18 protein-coding genes are annotated in these 20,921 nt (G+C 46.5%); 12 read left to right on the top strand and 6 right to left on the bottom strand.

The genetic code is table 11. The features are described 5' to 3' along the window. Positions 1 to 281: 281 nt before the first annotated feature. The 4 genes from OA57_RS11745 to OA57_RS11760 form a co-directional block, all read right to left on the bottom strand. Positions 282 to 3,383: an efflux RND transporter permease subunit gene (locus OA57_RS11745; RefSeq protein WP_034618111.1), complete on the bottom strand. Its 3,102-nt coding sequence runs from the start codon at positions 3,381 to 3,383 to the stop codon at positions 282 to 284. Positions 3,384 to 3,422: 39 nt separating this feature from the next. Further along, the gene (locus tag OA57_RS11750) at positions 3,423 to 4,616 is read right to left on the bottom strand and encodes an efflux RND transporter periplasmic adaptor subunit (protein ID WP_034618113.1); all 1,194 of its coding nucleotides are present in this window, start codon (positions 4,614 to 4,616) and stop codon (positions 3,423 to 3,425) included. Positions 4,617 to 4,659: 43 nt separating this feature from the next. Continuing rightward, positions 4,660 to 5,229 carry a TetR/AcrR family transcriptional regulator gene (locus OA57_RS11755; protein ID WP_034618115.1) on the bottom strand — a complete coding sequence of 190 codons (570 nt, stop codon included), beginning with the start codon at positions 5,227 to 5,229 and terminating at the stop codon, positions 4,660 to 4,662. A gap of 143 nt (positions 5,230 to 5,372) precedes the next feature. Next, positions 5,373 to 5,831: a DUF441 domain-containing protein gene (locus tag OA57_RS11760; protein ID WP_034618116.1), complete on the bottom strand. Its 459-nt coding sequence runs from the start codon at positions 5,829 to 5,831 to the stop codon at positions 5,373 to 5,375. A 342-nt stretch (positions 5,832 to 6,173) separates the two neighbouring features. On the opposite strand from OA57_RS11760, the gene OA57_RS11765 reads away from it, so the two are divergent. The 12 genes from OA57_RS11765 to OA57_RS11820 all read left to right on the top strand — a co-directional run bounded on the left by OA57_RS11765 (position 6,174) and on the right by OA57_RS11820 (position 19,342). After that, the gene (locus OA57_RS11765) at positions 6,174 to 6,443 is read left to right on the top strand and encodes a chaperone NapD (protein ID WP_034618118.1); all 270 of its coding nucleotides are present in this window, start codon (positions 6,174 to 6,176) and stop codon (positions 6,441 to 6,443) included. Positions 6,444 to 6,463: 20 nt separating this feature from the next. Continuing rightward, positions 6,464 to 8,944 (top strand): nitrate reductase catalytic subunit NapA, encoded by a 2,481-nt coding sequence (napA, locus tag OA57_RS11770; RefSeq protein WP_034618119.1) that lies wholly within the window; start codon positions 6,464 to 6,466, stop codon positions 8,942 to 8,944. A gap of 30 nt (positions 8,945 to 8,974) precedes the next feature. After that, positions 8,975 to 9,727 carry a ferredoxin-type protein NapG gene (gene napG / locus OA57_RS11775; RefSeq protein WP_034618120.1) on the top strand — a complete coding sequence of 251 codons (753 nt, stop codon included), beginning with the start codon at positions 8,975 to 8,977 and terminating at the stop codon, positions 9,725 to 9,727. Beyond that, positions 9,727 to 10,611 carry a quinol dehydrogenase ferredoxin subunit NapH gene (napH, locus tag OA57_RS11780; RefSeq protein ID WP_034618124.1) on the top strand — a complete coding sequence of 295 codons (885 nt, stop codon included), beginning with the start codon at positions 9,727 to 9,729 and terminating at the stop codon, positions 10,609 to 10,611. Before napG ends, napH begins: the two co-directional genes overlap by 1 nt. Beyond that, positions 10,608 to 11,057, top strand: a complete 450-nt coding sequence (locus OA57_RS11785) for a nitrate reductase cytochrome c-type subunit (protein WP_034618126.1) — start codon at positions 10,608 to 10,610, stop codon at positions 11,055 to 11,057. The genes napH and OA57_RS11785 overlap by 4 nt, the downstream gene beginning before the upstream one ends. Before the next feature lie 12 nt (positions 11,058 to 11,069). Continuing rightward, entirely contained in the window at positions 11,070 to 11,657 is a 588-nt protein-coding gene (locus tag OA57_RS11790) for a cytochrome c3 family protein (RefSeq protein WP_034618128.1), read from the top strand. 266 nt (positions 11,658 to 11,923) lie between these two features. Continuing rightward, on the top strand, positions 11,924 to 12,826 hold the full coding sequence (locus OA57_RS11795; protein WP_034618129.1) for a glycyl-radical enzyme activating protein: 903 nt from the start codon (positions 11,924 to 11,926) through the stop codon (positions 12,824 to 12,826). A gap of 4 nt (positions 12,827 to 12,830) precedes the next feature. After that, complete coding sequence (locus OA57_RS11800) at positions 12,831 to 15,263, top strand: formate C-acetyltransferase/glycerol dehydratase family glycyl radical enzyme (RefSeq protein ID WP_034618131.1); 2,433 nt, start codon at positions 12,831 to 12,833, stop codon at positions 15,261 to 15,263. Positions 15,264 to 15,323: 60 nt separating this feature from the next. Beyond that, positions 15,324 to 16,079 (top strand): DeoR/GlpR family DNA-binding transcription regulator, encoded by a 756-nt coding sequence (locus OA57_RS11805; RefSeq protein ID WP_084589936.1) that lies wholly within the window; start codon positions 15,324 to 15,326, stop codon positions 16,077 to 16,079. 25 nt (positions 16,080 to 16,104) lie between these two features. Next, positions 16,105 to 16,767, top strand: a complete 663-nt coding sequence (fsa, locus tag OA57_RS11810; protein WP_034618133.1) for a fructose-6-phosphate aldolase — start codon at positions 16,105 to 16,107, stop codon at positions 16,765 to 16,767. A gap of 424 nt (positions 16,768 to 17,191) precedes the next feature. Beyond that, positions 17,192 to 17,674: a PTS sugar transporter subunit IIA gene (locus tag OA57_RS11815; RefSeq protein WP_034618134.1), complete on the top strand. Its 483-nt coding sequence runs from the start codon at positions 17,192 to 17,194 to the stop codon at positions 17,672 to 17,674. A 39-nt stretch (positions 17,675 to 17,713) separates the two neighbouring features. Next, the gene (locus tag OA57_RS11820) at positions 17,714 to 19,342 is read left to right on the top strand and encodes a PTS transporter subunit EIIC (protein ID WP_034618136.1); all 1,629 of its coding nucleotides are present in this window, start codon (positions 17,714 to 17,716) and stop codon (positions 19,340 to 19,342) included. Between the two features lie 125 nt (positions 19,343 to 19,467). On the opposite strand, the gene OA57_RS11825 is transcribed toward OA57_RS11820, so the two are convergent. Both OA57_RS11825 and OA57_RS11830 read right to left on the bottom strand, forming a co-directional pair. Further along, on the bottom strand, positions 19,468 to 20,247 hold the full coding sequence (locus OA57_RS11825) for an ABC transporter permease (RefSeq protein WP_034618138.1): 780 nt from the start codon (positions 20,245 to 20,247) through the stop codon (positions 19,468 to 19,470). A gap of 3 nt (positions 20,248 to 20,250) precedes the next feature. Beyond that, positions 20,251 to 20,880, bottom strand: coding sequence for an ABC transporter ATP-binding protein (locus tag OA57_RS11830; RefSeq protein WP_034618140.1), 630 nt, complete (start codon positions 20,878 to 20,880; stop codon positions 20,251 to 20,253). Positions 20,881 to 20,921: the final 41 nt, after the last annotated feature.

The raw sequence follows: 20,921 nt of genomic DNA on the forward strand, positions 1-20,921 counted from the left end.
CAACCGCTCTTGCTCGATTTTCTCTAAGACTTCATGCTCTGCTTGTTGATCTTTTTTTCCTAATCCCAGCCATGACCAAAAACCGCTCTTTTTCTTATTATCCGTCATTCGATTTCTCTCAATAATGTTGCTCTAATGCTTTATGTGTCAATACCCTTTTCAAGATATGCTAAACCGAGCGTTAGTTTATCACCGAACCGGTTTTTTTGTGAAATTTTAGCCGTGATTTTATCAATAAAAAAGGGATTGCAATCTGCAATCCCTCTATGATGTAGAACCGACTAATATTGATCCAACTGACCATGATCCTCGATAATCGCCTGATCTTCATCAAACTCCGGCAGCGGTTTATGCTGACTGGCGATAAAGGTGTAGATCACCGGCAACACGAACAGTGTGAACAGTGTTCCGATTGCCAAACCGGAGATGATTACCACCCCGATACTGAAGCGGGAAACCGCACCGGCACCGGAAGCGTATAAAAGCGGAATTAAACCGGCAATCATCGCTGCAGTTGTCATCAAAATCGGACGCAAACGGATACGGGCGGCTTCGGAAATCGCATCAATGCGGTTTTTGCCGTGCAATAGCTGCTCTTCTTTCGCCACTTCACACATGAGAATCCCATGCTTGGTGATTAAGCCGACCAGCGTAATCAAACCGACTTCCGAGTAAATATTCAGTGTCGTGCCGACAGTCCCCAAGAAACTCAGCAAATTCAACACCAACAAAGCGCCACTAATGGCCAACGGCACGGAAACCATGATCACCAACGGATCACGGATCGATTCAAACTGAATCGCCAATACTAAGAAGATGATAACGACCGCCAGTCCGAAAGTAGCGCCGAGTGAGCTGCCTTCCTGCACCAACTGACGTGATTCGCCTCGGAAATCATAGGTATAGCCTTGCGGCAACATGTCAGCCGCCGTAGTTTGGAACCAATTTACCGCATCACCTAACGAACCTGTCGGCACGCCGCTAATAACCGCTGAATTCAACTGGTTAAAACGCGGCAGAGATAGCGGCTGAGTTTTCAGCTCCAGATTGACTAAGCTGCTCAACGGCACAGAACGACCGTCTGCCGCAGTTAAGAAATAGGTGCTCATTGATTCCGGATTAAGACGTTTTTTACGTTCTACACCGGAGATAATCCGGTAAGCCCGTCCTTCAATGTCGACCCGAGTAACAGTGGCTCCGGACAAGAAACTGCCCAGCGTGGTACTGATTTGGCTCATGGTAATGCCGTAAGAATTGGCTTTATCCATATCAATACTCATGTTCATTTCCGCCGTATCGAAATTCAAATCCAGATTACTGACGATAAACTGCCCTGAACTTCGTGCCGCATCCCATACCGACTGGGCAATTTCAACCAAATCGGTGTAGTTGTTCGGCGTGGTGATCACAAATGATACCGGCAATCCCTGCTCGCCGGTATCAATTTCCGGGAAAGGGAACCCGCTGACAGAAATTTCAGGAATGGATTTTGCCCGCTCATTCAGATCCGCCATAATCTCAGCCTGACTGCGGGTACGCTCTCCCCAATCCACTAACGTGGCGATAGCCAATGCATTATTGGAACTCGGTACGCCGGAAATCACTTGCGAGAACTGAATTTCAGGTGTTTCTTTCAGCAATTGTTCATAGGCTTTCATCGAATCTTGAATATAGTCGATATTTTTATTCGCAGAGGTAGTGCCGATCGCCAACAATGCGCCTTTGTCTTCGTTTGGTGTTAATTCACTGGACAATGAACCGAGCAACACCGGCAAGGTTGCAAAAATAATGGCCGCAAACCCCAGTACCCAAATACGGTTTACCATCGTTAATGCCAGCAAAGTGCGGTAGCCTTCAGTCAATTTATGCAAGAAGCCCTCAACGCATTTTTCCAGTCTGCTCGGATTGCTATGGGCTTTCAGCAAATGCGCGCACATCATCGGCGACAGCGTTAACGCAATAACCCCTGAAATCAATACCGCCCCGGCCAAGGTTAAGGCAAACTCTTTGAACAAGGTTCCGGTGATTCCGCCCATTAGTGCCATTGGCGAATAAACCGCACATAATGCAATGGTCATGGAGATGACCGGCACGGCAATTTCACGCGTTCCGATAATGGCGGCCCGAAACGGCGTTTCTCCCAATTTGATATGACGGTCGACATTTTCCAACACCACGATCGCATCATCCACCACCAACCCGATAGCCAAGATCATGGCCAACAATGTCATCAAATTAATCGAGAAGTCAAACGCCTGCAACAACATGATAACCCCGATTAAGGAAATCGGAATTGTCACCACCGGCACAATCATCGCACGGAAAGAACCGAGGAACATAGTGATAACCACCAATACGATCAAGGTCGCTTCCAGAATCGTTTTGACCACTTCTTCAATCGAGCTGTTAATCGCAATAGTACGATCATACAGCACTTTTGACTGAATGCTCGGCGGCAAGTTATTTTCAATGCTTTCCAACAACGGATAAATGTTTTCGATCACTGTCAATGGGTTGGCACTGGATGCCGGCTCAATCGACAGCACCACCGCATTTTCGCCGTTGGCAACCGCACGTGCGACATCGCTTTCTTTGTTCAGTTCGACCGTTGCAATATCCCCCAGATGCACCAACTTATCGCCGTCCGCACTAATCACCAGATCTCTTAACTGCTCGATATCGGTGGTGGTGGTATTAACCTTATTTTTAACCAAGGTATACCAACCATTCGTGCTCCCGGCAGCCGTTTGCACGTTATTACTGGAAAGCGCACTCATTACCTGCGGTGCAGACAGCCCGAGGGTCGCCATTTTTTCCGGGTCGAGCCAAATCCGCATGGCATAAGGCGTGCCGCCGAAGACATCAACTTTGGCAACCCCCGGCACTGTGAAGAATTGCGGTTTCACGACCCGTTGAATATAGTCGGTAACCTGGCTGGGATCGAGTTGTTCCGATGTAAAACTGACATACATCATTCCCGAGCCGCCGGTTGAAGAGGTAATGCTCGGATCATCAATATCGCTCGGTAGTGCCGAACGCACCGAATTAACTTTCGCCAGCACGTCCGCCAGCGCCCCGTTCGGATCGGTGTTCAGCTTCATTTTCACGGTAATAGTCGAAGAGCCTTGACTACTTGACGAAGACATATAGTCAATATTATCCGCCTGAGCAATCGCCTCTTCCAACTGGGAAGTTACGAACGCTTGAATCAGGCTGGCATCGGCACCGGCATAAGTGGTGCTGACGTTGATCACCGTTGTAGTCATTTTCGGGTATTCGCGCACCGTCAATTTAGAAACGGCCTGTAATCCCAGAATCACTATCAGAATACTGATCGCGGCAGCCAAGACCGGACGACGAATAAAAATATCTGTAAAACGCATCGTGTTTTCCTATGTAGTTTCCTATTCTTGTTACTTGGCTTAAAGTTTAGGCGTTTCAGCCGGTTGCTCGGTACCGACACCCGCTTTATCAGACACCACGACCAAACTGCCGTTACTCAAACGTTGTTGTCCGCCGGTGACAATAATATCACCGAACTGTAACGGCCCGTTTTCCAAATGGGAATAGATTCCGCTGCGATCCAACGTTTTAACCGTCACAAGGTAAGCACGGTACATTTTGTCCAGATTTTCGTTATCGGCATATTTTTCCTTGTCTTCATCCGAAAGTGCGGTCAGACGATACACGCTTTCGCCGTACATATTGTAAGCAATTGCCACTTGCGGCAGCACAATCTGATCATATTCCGTCGTCAGGGCAACCCGCACACGGGCAAACATACCCGACAACAGTTTGTCACGGCTGTCTTCCACCGTCGCCTGCAAGTCAATCAACCCGCTGGTTGAGGTAATGGCAGGCTCGATTGCAGAAATTTTGGCGGCAAAGGTTTCTCCGGCAAAGGCATCTACCACTGCGGTAACTTTTTGCCCGATAAACAAATTTTCCAGATTATTTTGTCCGATAGAAAAATCAATTTTGGTCGTGCTGATATCTTCCACACGTACCATCGGCTGGCCAACCGTCACATATTCTCCGATATTGACCTGAATAATCCCGGTTACACCGTCAAACGGGGCATAAATTTGGCGGCGGGCAATGGTGGCTTTAGCCGATTCGATATTGGCAACCAAGGCTTTATAGCTGGATTCGGCATTATCCAAGTCACTTTTCGAGACGCTTTTGCTGCGGAACAGGGTGACATAACGCTGATAATTAGCCTGAACGGAGGTTAATTGTGCCTGATAGGCGGCCAAATTGGCTTTTTCCACATCGGAATCCAGCTCGATTAACAAATCGCCTTTTTTCACTTGCTGACCGGCCTCGACAAAAATAGTTTTTACCGTTCCGGACACCTGAGAGCTTAACATCGCCCCCTGATTAGGGCGAACAATTCCGGTCGCTTCGATTGCCGGCGTCCATTGCTGAGTTTGTACGGTCGCCACGGTAACCGGATTAATGGGTTCAGGCATATTGGCAAAATAAGCCGCCATTCCGCGCGCCTTTAACATTTGTAAGCCGATCACCGCCGCAAAAGCCAGAATAACAATAAGGAGAACCAATTTCATCACGAAAGCGCGTGATTTCTTAGGTTTGTTATTTTGAACGTCTGACATAAAAAACTCCGTAAGTAAGAAAGAGATAAAATTGATTCTGTAATTAATTGCAAATAGACTGCCACGTTTTTTCGATCACGGCTTCCAGAACGCTTTCGGCATAAGCCTCAGCATAATGAGCCTGACGAAAAGCCAGTTTCGGCGCACTTTCCAAACTCAGAGCAAACAGCACGTCCGTCGGTAAGTGGCATATAACACGTTGTTTTTGACCTTGTTTGATAAACTTACTCCAAGGACTCTGCCCTTCACGGCAACGTTTGACCAACTCGCTAAAGCCGGGTAAGGTGGTATATTGATAGAAATTTTTCAGCACTTGAGGATTTTGCGTAAAGAACGCCCAAAAATTCCACCACATTTGACGATATTGTTCAAATAAGGTGGACTGACTATTCTGATTTTTTTCCAATTGCTCATCAACTCGGGCAAACAGATATTTCGCCAAATCACTCAGCAATTCATCTTTATTTTTAAAATAGATATAGATTGTGCCGACAGAAATTCCGGCGGCTTTGGCAATTTTTTGCATTGATAACGCATGCAGCCCCTGCTCGGCCATCAGTTTTTCAGTCGCAAAAAGAATTTGTTGTGCGGTTTCAATTTCGGGATGTTGCATAGATCTCAAAGTTACCAGAATGAATGAACGTTCATTCTAGTGATTTTTGTGACCCAGTTCAAGAAATAAAAGTATTATCGGCAGTTTTTCAATCGGAAATACCGCTTCATTTTCAGGCATGTAAAAGTGCGGTCAGAGACCGTTTATAATTTACTGAGAATAAGCGACAGCATACCGGCGGCAATCAGCGGCCCGACAGGCACCCCCTTGAAGAACGCCACACCGGCAATCGTACCGACCAGCAGCCCGGCGGTAATTGACGGTTGTGATGTGATCAGGGTAACGCCGCGCCCGCCGAGCCAAGCAACAAAAATCCCGACCACAACGGCTAAAATCATTTGCCAGTTCAACAACATGCCGGTCAGATTTTCCAGTTTGATTTTGCCCGATACCAGCGGGCTTAGAACACCGATAGTCAAAATGGTAATGCCGATGTGCAAACCATACCGTTCTGCCCACGGCAGATAGCGTTCCAACGGCGTTTGCTGCATAATCAACAATATGACGGCAGAGAGGATAATGGAATTATTGTGGCTGAAATACCCGAGGATAATCAGGAAAACCAGCATGATTGCGGCGGCATTAAAATGGAAGAAAGACATAGTATCTCGGTTAAAACGGACAAACCATACGGATAAATCTACTGATCAGCGATACAAAAAGCAAGTGTTATCCGACTACGATACCTGAATTTAAAACGAACCGCCACGCGATGATGCCGTTATACATAATCATGCAGTTGCTCTTTTTAATTTGACATAAATCAACAAATCATCAAGCAAATCAAAAAATACCTCTTTATAGGCATTAAGTCTGGACAGAAAGCAAGGATAATTTCAACCTTAACGTGATCTCAGTTATTCGTTAGTCAATCATGTTGCCGTTTCGTGTCGACATGGTGCGTAATAACGTATGGTTTCAAACATAAATCTTCGGTAGGTCAAATGAACAATTCCGGTCGTACCAACAGTACAGAGTGGCATGTATGCGGCGTAGTCGTCCAATGCCGCCCGCAAGATATTCCTACCGTGAAAACGGCTTTGCAACAATTGGAATTGACGGAAATCAGTGCGATTGACGAAACCGCTGGTAAGTTGGTTGTCGTCATGGAATCGCACAATCAAGGTATTTTATTGGATCGTATGGAGCAAGCACGCAATATTTCCGGTGTGCTGGCGCTTTCTTTGGTGTATCACCAGCAAGATCAGAATTAATCAATCGGGTGGGGGAACAGATGAATCTAAGTCGTCGTGAATTTATGAAAGCCAATGCTGCAACTGCGGCAACCATGGCTGCCGGATTGAGTATCCCGGTGGTCAATGTTGCCGCCGCAGACAACTCAATTAAATGGGATAAAGCCGTTTGTCGTTTCTGCGGAACCGGCTGTAGCGTGTTGGTCGGCACACAAAACGGGCGTGTGGTTGCTTCTCAGGGCGATCCCGACTCCGAAGTGAACCGCGGTCTTAACTGTATCAAAGGCTATTTCCTGCCGAAAATCATGTACGGAAAAGACCGTGTCACACAACCGATGTTGCGCATGAGCAACGGTCAATATGACAAGCACGGTGAATTTACACCGGTCAGTTGGGACGTTGCATTCACAACCATGGCGGACAAATTCAAAAGTGCGATTGCCAAAAACGGACGCAATGCGGTCGGTTGCTTCACCTCAGGGCAATCCACCATTTGGGAAGGCTATGCCTTGAACAAGCTGTTCAAAGCCGGTTTGCGCTCCAACAATGTGGATCCGAATGCGCGCCACTGCATGGCTTCTGCCGCGGTAGCGTTCCTGCGCACATTCGGTATCGATGAACCGATGGGCTGCTATGACGACATTGAGCACGCCGATGCTTTTGTGCTGTGGGGTTCGAATATGGCGGAAATGCACCCGATTTTATGGTCACGCATCACCGATCGCCGCTTATCCAAACAGGACAGCCAAGTGTTCGTCCTGTCGACTTTCGAGCACCGCTCTTTTGAATTGGCGGACTACGGCTTGGTATTTACACCGCAAAGCGATTTGGCAATTTTGAACTATATTATTAATTATTTAATCCAAAACGATGCAATTAACTGGGATTTCGTCAATAAACACACCAAATTCAAAAAAGGCGATACCGATATCGGTTACGGTCTGCGTCCCGAACATCCGCTGGAACAGCAAGCACAGAACGCCGGCAGCGGGAAAATGCACGACAGTAATTTCGACGAACTAAAAGCGTTGGTCTCCGAATACACGTTGGAAAAAGCGCATGAAATCAGCGGTGTGCCGAAAGATCAACTGGAAGCGTTGGCAAAATTATATGCCGACCCGAACAAAAAAATCGTCTCATTCTGGACGATGGGGTTCAACCAGCATACCCGTGGGGTGTGGGTGAACCATCTAATGTATAACGTTCACTTGCTGACCGGAAAAATTTCCTTGCCGGGCTGCGGCCCGTTCTCCTTGACCGGACAGCCGTCCGCCTGCGGCACTGCACGTGAAGTCGGCACCTTTGCCCACCGCCTCCCTGCCGATATGGTTGTTACCAACGAGAAACACCGTGGTATCTGCGAAAAAGCCTGGAAGCTGCCGAAAGGTACGATTTCCGATAAAGTCGGGTATCATGCCGTCGCCCAAGATCGTGCGCTTAAAGATCGCAAGATGAATGTGCTGTGGGTGATGTGTAACAACAATATGCAGGCAGGCCCGAATATCAATGAAGACCGCTTACCGGGCTGGCGTGATCCGGAAAACTTCATCATCGTCTCCGATCCGTATCCGACCGCCAGCGCTCTCTCCGCCGACCTGATTCTGCCGACGTCGATGTGGGTAGAAAAAGAGGGCGCTTACGGCAATGCCGAACGCCGCACCCAATTTTGGCACCAGCTTGTCCCGAAAACCGGCGATTCCCGTTCCGACCTGTGGCAACTGGTTGAATTTGCCAAATACTTCAAAGTAGAAGAGGTTTGGGAAGAAGAATTGTTGGCACAAATGCCGGAATATCGCGGCAAAACCCTGTACGACATTCTGTTTACCAACGGACAAGTCGACAAATTCCCGATCAGCGACTGGGACGATACGGTACTAAACGATGAATCCCGCCATTTTGGCTACTATCTTCAAAAAGGTTTATTTGAAGAATATGCGGAGTTTGGCCGTGGTCATGGCCATGATTTGGCGGATTTCGAGATGTACCACAAAGCCCGCGGATTACGCTGGCCGGTTGTTGATAACAAAGAAACTTTATGGCGCTACCGTGAAGGCTATGATCCCTATGTAAAAGCCGGCGAAGGCGTCAACTTCTACGGTCAGCCGGACGGACGTGCCGTTATTCTGGCCGTGCCGTACGAGCCGCCAGCGGAAGCACCGGATCAAGAATATGATTTATGGCTGTCTACCGGCCGAGTGTTGGAACACTGGCACACCGGCACTATGACTCGCCGCGTGCCCGAGCTACACCGCTCTTTCCCGAATAACCTGTTGTATATGCATCCGTTGGATGCCAAAGCGCGCGGTATGCGCCATGGCGATAAAGTAAAAGTCGTTTCGCGCCGTGGAGAAATGGTGACCTATCTGGATACCCGTGGCCGCAACAAAGTCCCGCAAGGGCTGGTTTACACCACATTCTTTGACGCCGGTCAGTTGGCGAACGTATTGACACTGGACGCCACCGATCCGATTTCGAAAGAAACCGATTTCAAAAAATGTGCGGTTAAAGTCGTTAAAGCCTAATCGTCGGCAATTGCAATAGGTAATCCGTTTATGAATCCGAACCGCCGCCGCTTTTTAAAGGACGCCACCCGTACCGCGGGTGGTCTGGCGGGTATCGGATTGCTGCTCGGGTTACAACAGCAGCAAAGTTTGGCACGGGAAGGCGTTGCGCTGCGGCCGCCGTTCGCCTTGGAAAACGACAAAGATTTTGCGGCGGCGTGTATCCGCTGCGGACAATGTGTGCAGGCCTGCCCTTATGACATGCTGCATTTGGCCTCGCTACTATCGCCGTTGGAAGCGGGAACGCCTTACTTTATCGCTCGGGATAAACCGTGCGAAATGTGTGAGGATATTCCGTGTGCCAAAGCCTGTCCGAGCGGCGCGCTGGACGCTACACAAGATAATATCGATGATGCCCGAATGGGGCTCTCGGTGTTGCTGGATCATGAAACCTGTTTGAACTGGCAAGGCTTGCGCTGTGATGTTTGTTATCGGGTCTGCCCGTTGATTGACGAAGCGATTACGCTCGAAATGCAACACAATGATCGCAGCGACCGTCATGCCAAATTTATTCCGACCGTACATTCCGATGCCTGTACGGGCTGTGGGAAATGCGAACAAGCGTGCGTATTGGAAGAAGCGGCGATTAAAGTCTTGCCGTTGTCCTTGGCAAAAGGCATGTTGGGACACCATTATCGTTTGGGTTGGGAAGAAAAAGAGAAAGCCGGTCATTCACTGTTACCCGACGACATGATTAAACTGCCGACCCGCTTGCCTGAAAACCGTTTAGCGGAGACACCGTAATGGCAAATCCGATTCATCAGGCCGGACGCGAAGCCCGTGAAAAATTGGGCTGGTGGCATACAAACCGTTTTCTGTTTTGGCGGCGCTTGTGCCAACTCAGTATTTTGGCGATGTTTTTATCCGGCCCGTGGTTCGGCATTTGGATCTTGAACGGCAACTACAGCAGCAGCCTGTTGTTGGATACCGTTCCGCTGTCGGATCCGTTAATCATGGCAGAAAGTATTGTCAGCGGCCATTTACCGCACTTGACCGCACTTTCGGGCGGTTTAATCATTATTGCAGTATACGCCCTGTTAGGCAGTAAAGTCTTCTGCGGTTGGTGTTGCCCGTTAAACGTGGTCACCGATGCCGCCGCTTGGTTAAGACGCAAATTAAATATTCGCCAAAGCGCCAAACTGGATCGCTCTTTACGTTATGCCATTTTGCTGATGATTTTGATTGGAAGTGCGGTCAGCGGCATGATGTTGTGGGAATGGGTCAATCCGGTCGCTGCTTTCGGACGCGCACTGATTTACGGCTTTGGCGCCACCGTCTGGTTGTTATTGGCGTTGTTTCTGTTCGATCTGTTGCTGGTCGAACACGGTTGGTGCGGACACCTCTGCCCGATTGGCGCCACATACGGAATTATCGGCGCCAAAGGGATTATTCGGGTCAAGGTGATTGATCGTGAACGCTGCGATCGCTGCATGGACTGTTTTAACGTCTGCCCGGAGCCGCAAGTATTAAGAAATCCGCTGTTCGGCAGTAAAGATGAAGCGCAAGAAAAACAAAATTTATTCGTGTTATCCAAAGATTGCATCAGCTGCGGACGTTGTATCGATGTCTGCCCTGAATCTGTTTTTAAATTTACCACAAGATTTGATCATGCGAGGAGTGAGCGATGATTAAAAATAGCAAAGTATTAGCATTGGCAGGTTTATTGTTAAGCGGTTTGTGCGGTTCCGCACCGGCACAAGAGGTTTATCCGGTCGGCAGTGAAATCGCCAGCTCACCGGAAAGCATTGCACCGGCATTTCACAATCAACCGAAAGAGAGCGAATTAGCGCCGTTAAGTTATGTCAATCAACCGCCGATGGTGCCGCACAGCACTAAAAATTATCAAGTGACCAAAAACACTAACCAATGTCTCGCCTGCCATAGTGTTCAGGCATCACGTACCACAGGCGCAACCCGAATCAGCCCGACTCACTTTGTCAGCCGTGACGGTGTTGTCAGCGGAGAAGTCTCGCCGCGCCGTTATTTCTGTCTGCAATGCCACGTCTCCCAAGCCGATGTCGAACCGATTATTGAAAATCAATTCAAACCGTTGCCGGGCTACGGCGAGAAATAAGGAGCCGATATCATGATTAAGAATCTGATCAAACGCTTTTGGCACTGGTTTCGTTCGCCAAGCAAAATTGCGGTCGGCACACTGTTGGTGGTCGCCTTTATCGCCGGCATTGTATCTTGGGTCGGCTTTAATTACGGCATGGAGCAAACCAATACCGAAGAATTTTGTGTCAGCTGTCACAGCAATGACGTCTATCCGGAATACCTGCACACTGCACACTATCAAAACCGCAGCGGTGTGAAAGCGACTTGCCCGGACTGCCATGTACCGCATGAATTCGTACCCAAAATGATTCGTAAGCTGCAAGCCAGCCGTGAAGTGTATGCCCATGTGATGGGGTACACCGATACCATTGAGAAATTCAACGCTCGCCGTTTGCACATGGCAGAACGGGAATGGGAACGAATGAAAGCCAACGATTCGCAAGAGTGCCGTAACTGTCATAACTTCGACAATATGGACTTCAGCCAACAAAAAACCGTAGCGGCCAAAATGCATGAAAAAGCCATTAAAGACGGCAACACCTGTATCGACTGTCATAAAGGTATCGCCCACCAACTGCCTGATATGCGCGAAGTGGAAGACGCCACCGCATTCTAATCCGCACTTCAATTATCAAAGCCCGAACAATTGTTCGGGCTTTGTTATTTATACGCCGACAATTTTCGAATGAAACATACAACTTCTGTTTTATCAGCATCTAGTCAAACATGCCTTCTATGACCGCCAAGCAACATACCGATGAAAAAGCAATAAGGCAGAAATTCGCAAAAGCATGATTTAGATCAATTCATTTTTATTTGAAACCCTTGACTCTTCAATCGAAGATTATATACTTTCATTCAAAGAACAAGGCGGTGATAAAGATGATTTTTAATATCCAACGATACTCAACTCATGATGGCCCCGGCATCAGAACGGTTATTTTCTTCAAAGGCTGTTCGCTGAGTTGTCATTGGTGCCAAAACCCTGAAAGTGAATCCCGTCATCAAGAAATTCTGTTTGATCAGCGTTTTTGTATTCAGGACTGTCATTTGTGCAGCAGCTGCTTTCCGAATATTTTCACTAAATCCGACAATCATCTTTTGATAAATCGCGGAGTGATTTCATCGGCAGATTATCAAGCACTGACAAATCTCTGCCCGAGTAAGGCGCTGAATGTTTGCGGTCAGGAAATGTCAATTGACGAAATTATGCAAGCGGTTAAAAAAGACGAAGCGTTTTACCAAAGAAGCGGCGGCGGTATCACGTTATCCGGCGGCGAACCCTTTATGCAACCGCACTTGGCAATGAAATTATTGCAAAAATGCCGGCAAAATGGTTATCACACTGCGGTAGAAACCTGTTTGCATACACCTTGGAAACACATCTCACCGTCCTTACCCTACTTAAACTTAATGTTGGTCGATTTAAAACATGTCGATGAAAAACGCTTTCTTCACTGGACCGGCGGTTCAGCCAAACGGGTGCTGGATAATTATCGTCACCTGTCGATAGAAAGCAACGTTGAGATGATTGTCCGAGTGCCGCTTATCCCGAATTTTAATGCAGATAAACAATCCATAACCGATATTGTCGATTTCGTCTCACATGAAACCCACGCAAAAGAGATCCATTTTCTGCCTTACCATACATTGGGCGCCAATAAATACACCATGCTGGACAAAGAATATCTGGCGCCGGATAAACCCTTAAACGATGACGCCTTGTTGGATTTCGCCGTGCAGTATGCGCAACAACAGCACCTAACACCTATCTTAAGAGGATAATATTATGAGAACACTAGATTTAACGACTGTCACATCACGCATTCAAGCCCATAAAAATGCATTGATTCATATTACTAAACCCGATATTTGTGTAGAGCGTGCGGAACATTATACCGAAAGCTATCAACAACATTTTGCCCAACCGATCGTTATTCGCCGTGCCTTGGCTCTCGAAAATCACCTGCAAAAAAAGACTGTCTGGATTCAAAACGATGAATTAATCGTCGGTAATCAGGCGAAAACACCGAAAGCCGCCCCGATTTTCCCGGAATATACCGTCGGCTGGATTGAAAAAGAAATCGATATTCTCGGTGATAGACCGGGCGCCGGTTTTAATGTCACCGAACATGACAAAGAAGTATTACACCGATTATGTCCTTGGTGGCACGGACAAACGGTTGTGGATAAATGCGTTGCGCTATTCAGTGAAGAGCATAAAGCCCTACTGAAAACGGTGATGATTAAAGCGGAAGGCAACATGAATTCCGGTGATGCGCACTTAGCAGTAAATTTTCCGTTAATTTTGGAAAAAGGACTGGACGGCTTAATTGCCAAAACCGAAGCACGCCAAGCTCGGGTCAAACTGACTGAATTAGAGGGATTCTATCAAAACCAATTCTTAACCTCTGTCGTGATTGCATTAAAAGCGATGAGCGCCTATATCAAGCGTTATGCCGTATTGGCGCGAGAAATGGCGGAAAAAGAAGACCGCACTTGGCGTAAAGCGGAATTGTTGCAAATTGCGGAAAACTGCAATGTAGTTGCTCATGATGCACCAAAAACCTTCTGGCAGGCGGTACAGTTAAGCTATTTTGTCATGCTGGTATTGCAGATTGAATCTAACGGCCACTCCGTATCTTTCGGTCGACTGGATCAATATTTAAATCAATGGTATCAACAAGATGTTATCGAAAATAAAACGCTGGATCGTGAAAAAGCGATTGAACTGTTGCACAGTTGTTGGTTGAAGCTGCTTGAAATCAATAAAATCCGTTCCGGTTCACACTCTAAGACCTCTGCCGGCAGCCCTATGTATCAAAATGTTACGATTGGCGGACAAAAACTGGTCAACGGTGAAGCGGAAGATGCCGTTAACGAACTCTCCTATACAATATTAGAATCTTGCGGGCGTTTACGATCCACCCAACCCAATTTAAGCGTCCGCTATCATGCCGGCGCCGATGAAGAATTTATGCAGGCGTGCGTGCAGGTTATTCGTTGCGGATTCGGTATGCCGGCCTTCAATAATGATGAAATTGTCATTCCTGAATTTATCAAGCTGGGCGTCAGTCGGGAAGATGCCTATGAATATTCCGCCATCGGCTGTATCGAAACCGCAGTCCCCGGCAAGTGGGGATATCGCTGCACCGGCATGAGTTTTATTAATTTTGCCCGTGTCGTACTCGCCACGTTAAACGGCGGTAAAGATACGACCAGTGGAAACGTCTTCTTACCGGCGGAAAAATCACTGGCACAGGGCAATTTCAATAATTTTGAGGAAGTGATGCGGCAATGGCGTGAACAAATTGCCTACTACACGCAAAAATCGATTGAAATTGAATATATCATCGATACGGTATTGGAACATAATGCACAAGATATCATCTGCTCGGCATTGGTAGACGACTGTATCGAAAAAGGCAAAACCTTAAAAGAAGGCGGCGCAAAGTATGACTGGGTATCCGGCCTACAAGTCGGAATTGCCAATACCGGCAATAGTTTAATGGCGGTCAAAAAACTGGTATTCGAGCAAGGCATGATCGGGCAACAAGAACTGGCTAATGCCTTAGCCGATGATTTTGCCGGCACTGACGGCGAAATTCTCCGGCAACGCCTGCTCAATGCCGCACCAAAATACGGCAATGACAATGATGATGTAGACGGGTTACTGATTGCGGCATATAACGACTATATCGAAGAGTTGGCACAATACCATAATCCGCGTTATGGACGGGGGTCAATCGGCGGCGATTATTATGCCGGTACTTCATCCATTTCCGCCAATGTGCCCTTTGGGGCGCAAACTGCCGCCACGCCGGACGGGCGCAAAGCATGGACCGCACTGGCGGAAGGATGCAGCCCTTCTTCCAGCACCGATATTTTAGGGCCGACTGCGGTATTTAATTCCGTGGGTAAATTGCCGACGGAAAAGATTTTGGGCGGCGTCTTGCTTAACCAAAAATTGAATCCGAGCACACTGGAAAATCCGCGTGATCGACAAAAGCTGATCCTGATGCTGCGCACCTTCTTTGAAGTACATAAAGGCTGGCACATTCAATACAATATTGTTTCACGCGAAACCTTACTGGCGGCAAAAGCCAATCCGGATCAATACCGTGATTTGGTCGTGCGTGTTGCCGGTTACTCCGCTTTCTTCACCGCACTTTCACCTGAAACGCAAGACGATATTATCGCCAGAACGGAGCATACCTTATAGTTTTATGGTAAATTGGCAGGTAACGACTATTACCTGCCAATAAAAACTTAAGGTGCCGATATGATGACCCAATTGAATGAAAGACAACAAAATATTTTGTCGCAAGTCTTTAAAAAAGGACAAATTAAAGTGACCGAGCTGGCGCTATTAAACCAAGTTTCAGAAGTAACAATCCGTCAGGATTTAACCTTTTTAGAAGAGCAACGCTATATAAAACGGACTCACGGCTACGCTGTCGCAACCGACAGCGACGACATCGAAACCCGAATCAGCGTTAATTTTGGTTTAAAACAGCAATTAGCACACTTTGCCGCTTCTTTTGTCGAGCACGGTGATTATGTCTTTATTGAGGGCGGCAGCACTAATTCGTTATTAGCCAAATATATTGCTTATAACAAATCCGTCACGATTATTACGCCTAGCTGCTACATTGCCAGAGCATTAAAAGACAGTCCGGTCAAGATCTTCCTGTTGGGTGGCGAATATCAAAAAGACAGTGATTATGTGGTCGGCAGAACCGCCTGCGACAATGTATTACACATGGATATCGATAAAAGCTTTATCGGGATTGACGGATTTGATGAAGCGGGAATGAGCGGCAAGGATCGTAAAAGAGCAGAATTGGTCAACACCTTGCTAACACGCAACATTGAGCATTATATCATCACCGATTCCAGTAAATTCGGCCGAACCCTGCCGCATCGTTACCAACATCAATATGCGTTATCCGGCTTCATCACCGATTCCGCCATCACGGCGGAATATGAACAGATCATCGGACAACAGCACATTCCGTTATATAAAATTGACGTTTAATCACAAAATATAAGAGGTACAGACTATGGAGTTATACTTAGACACAGCCAATCTTGCCGAGGTAGAACGTTTTGCAAAAATTTTACCGATTCAAGGGGTAACAACCAACCCCAGCATTATTGCCAAAGAAAAACGTTCAATCCTGACCGCACTTGGCGAACTGCAACAGATCATCGGCAAAGAAAAATTGTTATTTGCGCAAGTTATCGCCCATACTGCCGATGATATGGTAAAAGAAGCCCTCTACCTGCGTGAACAGATTGAAAATCTTGTTGTGAAAGTACCGGTAACGGCAGAAGGGCTGATCGCAATCAAAGCCTTAACCGCACAAGGTATTCCGACATTGGGTACCGCCGTTTATGGTGCCGGACAAGGTTTTCTTGCCGCCTTGGCCGGTGCAAAATATATCGCCCCTTATGTCAATCGCATTGACGCCCAAGGCGGCGACGGTGTCGGCGCAGTTGCCGAATTGCAAACCCTGCTTGATTTGCATAAACCCGATTCCATGGTGTTAGCCGCCAGTTTCAGAACGCCGCGACAAGTGTTAGACTGTATGCTGGCAGGCGCCCGATCGATTACCGTCGGGTGTGATGTCATGGAGCTGTTTATAACCGATCCGGCTGTCTTTGCCGCCATTGACAAATTCGATCGGGACTGGCACACCGCTTTCGGTAAAAATACATTCTAAATCTCTTAACGTCCTCCGTTATTTTAACCGCACTTTCACGCTTTAAGTGCGGTTATTTTCTTCACTGCTATAAATATCCGACTTGATATAGAAAAACATTCGTCTTTATCCACGTTCTCTCAAAAAATAAAATATTATTATTTCATACTAATAAAAAATAAATCATTTAATTTTAATCCTCAAAAACACTCAAATAAATATTGATTCAGATCATAATTCACCGCCTAATAATCACTTTTTAATATAGCGCTTGATCAATTTCTTATTTAATCGCTCAATAAAAAATCAATCTTAAAAATAAAACCGATCCACCTCACAATATTTGAAAAACACAATATGCAAATGAAAGTATCGGAACTAAAATAAATTTCGAATGACGCATTATTTATTTCACATTAAACAAAATAGAAGGTGAGAGGTTTCCATGTTTGCAATTTTCAAAAGTAAAAAACATTCATTCAATGCAACTCAAAACGGTAGATTGTTAAGAATGGAAGACGTTCCCGATGACATGTTTTCGGAAAAAATGCTCGGTGACGGCTTTGCGATACTGCCTTCGGATGAAAACGTTTACGCTCCGATTGCCGGCGAAGTAACGTCCATTTATGAGGGTTCAAATCATTGCTACGGCATTTGCAGCCAAGACGGTTTGGAAATTCTTATCCATATCGGTATTGATACCGTTAATTTAAAAAATAACGCTATTTTACCTAAAGTCTCACTGGGTCAGAAAATAAAAGAAAACCAATTGATTGCACAGGTCGACATAGAAAAAGTAAGAGCCGAACAATTAAAGCTGCACACAATGACGATCATTACCAATATGGAAAAAATAAAATCATTTCACATCATCGAAAAAGATCAAATATCCCACGGCGAGAAAGTTCTTTCTTATGAATTAGCATAATAACACTTTATTTCAATATGACTTTTAGGGTAAATCATCATGAAAAATCAAAGTAACTCATTTGAAATTCTACAAAAAATGGCAAAATCATTTTTCTTGCCCATTTCAATTTTACCATTTGTCGGTATTCTTCTCGGATTGGGGGCATCATTTACCAATCCGGCAACCATTGCGTCCTACCATTTGGAATGGCTGCTTGGCGAGGGGTGTTTCCCCGTCATGTTGAATATTTTCAAATCCGTTGGTGTTGTCGTTTTCGGGAATCTGCCGTTGCTGTTTGCCATGGCGGTTGCATTAGGGTTAGCAAAACAAGAAAAAGCCGTTGCCGTTTTTGCCGCCGGTATTTCATTCATTGCCATGCACGCTACCATTAACGTGCTGCTCAACGCCAAAGGCGTTTTATTGCCCGATGGCTCAATTTCCCCTGGGATTGCACCGGGACGCTTAACCGATGTACTGGGAATCACCTCTTTGCAGCTCGGAGTATTCGGCGGTATTGTCTCCGGCATGATTGTCTCTTATTTACATAACCGCTTCTACAAAATTCAACTGCCGTCAATGCTGTCATTCTTTTCAGGAACCCGTTTTGTACCGATAATCAGTATCTTAAGCGCCATTATTCTGGGTTTTATATTTGAAATCATTTGGCCAATCGTACAAATCGGCATTGCTTCATTAGGTGATATCGTGATGAATTCCGGTCTTTTCGGCACTTTCCTGTTTGGTGTTATTGAGCGCGCCTTAATTCCGTTCGGCTTACATCACGCTTTCTATATTCCGATTTGGCAAACCGAGTTGGGCGGCAGTATGGAAGTAGCGGGTAAACTCTATTTCGGCGCACAAAATATTTATTTTGCCCAGTTGGCTGATCCCAATACCACCCATTTTAATATGGATGCGGTAAAATTCCTGGTCGGCAAATATCCGTTTATGATGGGCGGATTATTGGGGGCGGCATTGGCAATGTACCACACCGTTAAAAAAGAGCGCCGCACCTTCGTCAAAGGCTTATACCTTTCCGCCGCCTTAACCAGTTTCCTCACCGGCATTACGGAACCGATTGAATTTACCTTTTTATTCCTAGCGCCCGCCTTGTTTGGCGTACATGTCTTACTGGCGGGCACAGCCTTTGCCGCCTGTTATTTACTCAATATTGCCGTCGGCACCACATTCTCTGACGGGTTATTAGACTTTACCGTTTTCGGCTTGCTGCAAGGTGCGGAAAAAACCAACTATCCGCTGCTGCTGATATTGATTGCCGTCTATGCCGTGATTTATTACTTCATATTCCGCTACTTTATTGTGAAATGGAATATACTCGTTCCGGGACGAGAGCAAGATTTTGCAGCGGAAAATGCCAAGCTTTACACGAAAGACGATTACAAAAATAAGAACAATGTCAACGCTTCACAACAAGATCAACGGTCACAAGCCATTCTTACTGCGGTCGGAGGCGCCAAAAATGTGCTTGATATTGACAATTGTGCGACACGCTTACGTCTCACCTTACAAGACGGCTCTCTCATTGATGATGCCGCACTGAAAAACACCGGCGCAAGCGGTGTGATAAAACGCGGTAATGCGATTCAAATTATCTACGGCCCGACTGTATCGGTGATCAAAAGCGACTTTGAAGAGTATGTCAACTTAGTGATCGAAACCGCCTAATTTTCAACCTACTTGAACAGAAATCCAAACGCTTTGTCGGGTTTCTGTTTCTTGGGTATCGCATCTATGTAAAAAATTGGTCGTGAAGCGATACGAAAAACGTACATAGCAGCGATCACGCTTGCTTAAACCGCACTTAAATCTATCTGGTAACGTCGATTATACAACGTGCGGTGTCCGAAATAGAGTGCGGCAAATAACGACAGGCTGACGGCGGTGCAAATGGCAATCATAATGGCGATTTGATACAGTACGGCAGTGCTGGGCAGCGTGCCGGAAAGAATTTGACCGGTCATCATGCCGGGCAGGGCGATAATGCCCATGCCCAACATACTGTTCAATGTCGGCAAAAGTGCGGTTTCCACCGCCTGATTGACATACGGCAATAAAATCCTTTCCGGCGTAGCGCCAAAATTCAGCAGCGATGTGATTTTATCCCGCTCCGAACGCAGACTTTCACGAAACGTTTTTATCCCTAAGTTAAGTGCGGTCATCGAATTTCCCATAATCATGCCGCCGAGCGGGATCACATATTGCGGATTAAACAACTGTTGATTGGTCACCACTACCACAAAAAACGCAATAATGCTCAAGCCGGAAAACATCATTGCCAGCGCAATCGCCCATTTAAAACGCTGATTTAAATTCGGATTTTTCGACAGCACCCGATGAATGGCGAACAATACCATCGCCGCTACATACAACACGGTAAAAATCGGACTGGGGTGACCAAAAATATACGTCAACACCCAACCGGCAATAATCAGCTGCAACGTCATGCGGATACTGGCAATCAACAGCAGGCGCGATTGCCGGATATGATTTTTCTTCATCACATACAGCACCACCAACAGCAATAAATAGACCAGGCTGAAATTCAGCAAGTTCATACTGACATGATTCATCGTTTAATCCTTACTTATCCGAATAACCTGATCGGCATGGCGGGCAACCAACGGCTGATCATGGCTAATCGCCAACACACTGATCCGTTGTTTACGGCAATAAGTCAAAATATCACTCAACACCGCTTCCGCCAAATCGGCATCCAGCGCCGATGTCGGTTCGTCCAACATCAATAATTTAGGCTGTAAACTCAGTGCCAATGCCAGAAATACTCGCTGCTGCTCTCCGCCCGATAAGGTATTGCATAAGGTGTCTAAACCGAAATCCGCATGGCATTGTTGCAGAAAATTGAGAATATGACGATCACTCGGTGCCGATTGCGCCAGATATTGATAAAATTGGTGAAAATTTTGCCGAATCGATTGCGGAAACAGAAACAGCCGTTGGTTGACCAGCAAGAGTTCTCGCCGCAATTGTACGCTGTCGAGCTGCTCGATATCTTGCCCTTGATATAAAATTTTGCCGCTCGTAAGCGATTCGGACGCATTGATCAGCCTTAACAACGTGCTTTTACCGCTGCCGCTCGGGCCTTGCAGAAAAGTCACTTGATTGGCCGGAATCTGACAGTCGGGATAGCGCAACAGTTGCTGCGCTTGGAAAGTAACATGCTGTAGCTCAATAAGTGCGGTCATGGCAGAAAATCCGAACAAAGCAATATTTCGGAGTATAACAC

The organism is Chelonobacter oris (assembly GCF_000772535.1).
GTDB classification, from domain to species: Bacteria; Pseudomonadota; Gammaproteobacteria; order Enterobacterales; family Pasteurellaceae; genus Chelonobacter; species Chelonobacter oris.

What these genes read in the sequence shown, in the direction of transcription:
- OA57_RS11745 (WP_034618111.1), bottom strand. Translation starts at nt 3,383, where the DNA reads ATGCGTTTTACAGATATTTTTATTCGTCGTCCGGTCTTGGCTGCCGCG.
- OA57_RS11750 (WP_034618113.1), bottom strand. Translation starts at nt 4,616, where the DNA reads ATGTCAGACGTTCAAAATAACAAACCTAAGAAATCACGCGCTTTCGTG.
- OA57_RS11755 (WP_034618115.1), bottom strand. Translation starts at nt 5,229, where the DNA reads ATGCAACATCCCGAAATTGAAACCGCACAACAAATTCTTTTTGCGACT.
- OA57_RS11760 (WP_034618116.1), bottom strand. Translation starts at nt 5,831, where the DNA reads ATGTCTTTCTTCCATTTTAATGCCGCCGCAATCATGCTGGTTTTCCTG.
- OA57_RS11765 (WP_034618118.1), top strand. Translation starts at nt 6,174, where the DNA reads ATGAACAATTCCGGTCGTACCAACAGTACAGAGTGGCATGTATGCGGC.
- napA (WP_034618119.1), top strand. Translation starts at nt 6,464, where the DNA reads ATGAATCTAAGTCGTCGTGAATTTATGAAAGCCAATGCTGCAACTGCG.
- napG (WP_034618120.1), top strand. Translation starts at nt 8,975, where the DNA reads ATGAATCCGAACCGCCGCCGCTTTTTAAAGGACGCCACCCGTACCGCG.
- napH (WP_034618124.1), top strand. Translation starts at nt 9,727, where the DNA reads ATGGCAAATCCGATTCATCAGGCCGGACGCGAAGCCCGTGAAAAATTG.
- OA57_RS11785 (WP_034618126.1), top strand. Translation starts at nt 10,608, where the DNA reads ATGATTAAAAATAGCAAAGTATTAGCATTGGCAGGTTTATTGTTAAGC.
- OA57_RS11790 (WP_034618128.1), top strand. Translation starts at nt 11,070, where the DNA reads ATGATTAAGAATCTGATCAAACGCTTTTGGCACTGGTTTCGTTCGCCA.
- OA57_RS11795 (WP_034618129.1), top strand. Translation starts at nt 11,924, where the DNA reads ATGATTTTTAATATCCAACGATACTCAACTCATGATGGCCCCGGCATC.
- OA57_RS11800 (WP_034618131.1), top strand. Translation starts at nt 12,831, where the DNA reads ATGAGAACACTAGATTTAACGACTGTCACATCACGCATTCAAGCCCAT.
- OA57_RS11805 (WP_084589936.1), top strand. Translation starts at nt 15,324, where the DNA reads ATGATGACCCAATTGAATGAAAGACAACAAAATATTTTGTCGCAAGTC.
- fsa (WP_034618133.1), top strand. Translation starts at nt 16,105, where the DNA reads ATGGAGTTATACTTAGACACAGCCAATCTTGCCGAGGTAGAACGTTTT.
- OA57_RS11815 (WP_034618134.1), top strand. Translation starts at nt 17,192, where the DNA reads ATGTTTGCAATTTTCAAAAGTAAAAAACATTCATTCAATGCAACTCAA.
- OA57_RS11820 (WP_034618136.1), top strand. Translation starts at nt 17,714, where the DNA reads ATGAAAAATCAAAGTAACTCATTTGAAATTCTACAAAAAATGGCAAAA.
- OA57_RS11825 (WP_034618138.1), bottom strand. Translation starts at nt 20,247, where the DNA reads ATGAATCATGTCAGTATGAACTTGCTGAATTTCAGCCTGGTCTATTTA.
- OA57_RS11830 (WP_034618140.1), bottom strand. Translation starts at nt 20,880, where the DNA reads ATGACCGCACTTATTGAGCTACAGCATGTTACTTTCCAAGCGCAGCAA.